General features: G+C 61.5%; 1 protein-coding gene. It reads right to left on the minus strand.

All coding sequences use genetic code 11. The features are described 5' to 3' along the window. Positions 1-286: 4Fe-4S dicluster domain-containing protein (locus LO762_RS32265; RefSeq protein WP_230620150.1), on the minus strand; the 286-nt coding region annotated here is incomplete at both ends.

Here is a 286-nt window from a genome sequence, read left to right on the forward strand (position 1 = left end):
AAAGTCGAGTTCCTCGATCCACTCCAGCCGCTTCATCTCCCCCATACCCCAGGGGTTGCCCTTGTTCTCCAGATTCTTCAGCATGACGCCGGCCTCGGACGGGAACGAGGATTCGATCATCGCCTGGTAGCGGCGCATGTCCAGGATGTGATCGATGTGCTCGATATCCACCGGGCACTGCTCCACACACGCACCACAGTTCGTGCACGACCACAGGACGTCGGGGTGGATGACGCCGTCCTCACCGACGAGGGGCTTGTCGGCTTCCATGGCCAGGCGCTGCTCA

The organism is Actinocorallia sp. API 0066, from assembly GCF_020991275.1.
In the GTDB taxonomy this organism is placed as follows: Bacteria; Actinomycetota; Actinomycetes; order Streptosporangiales; family Streptosporangiaceae; genus Actinocorallia.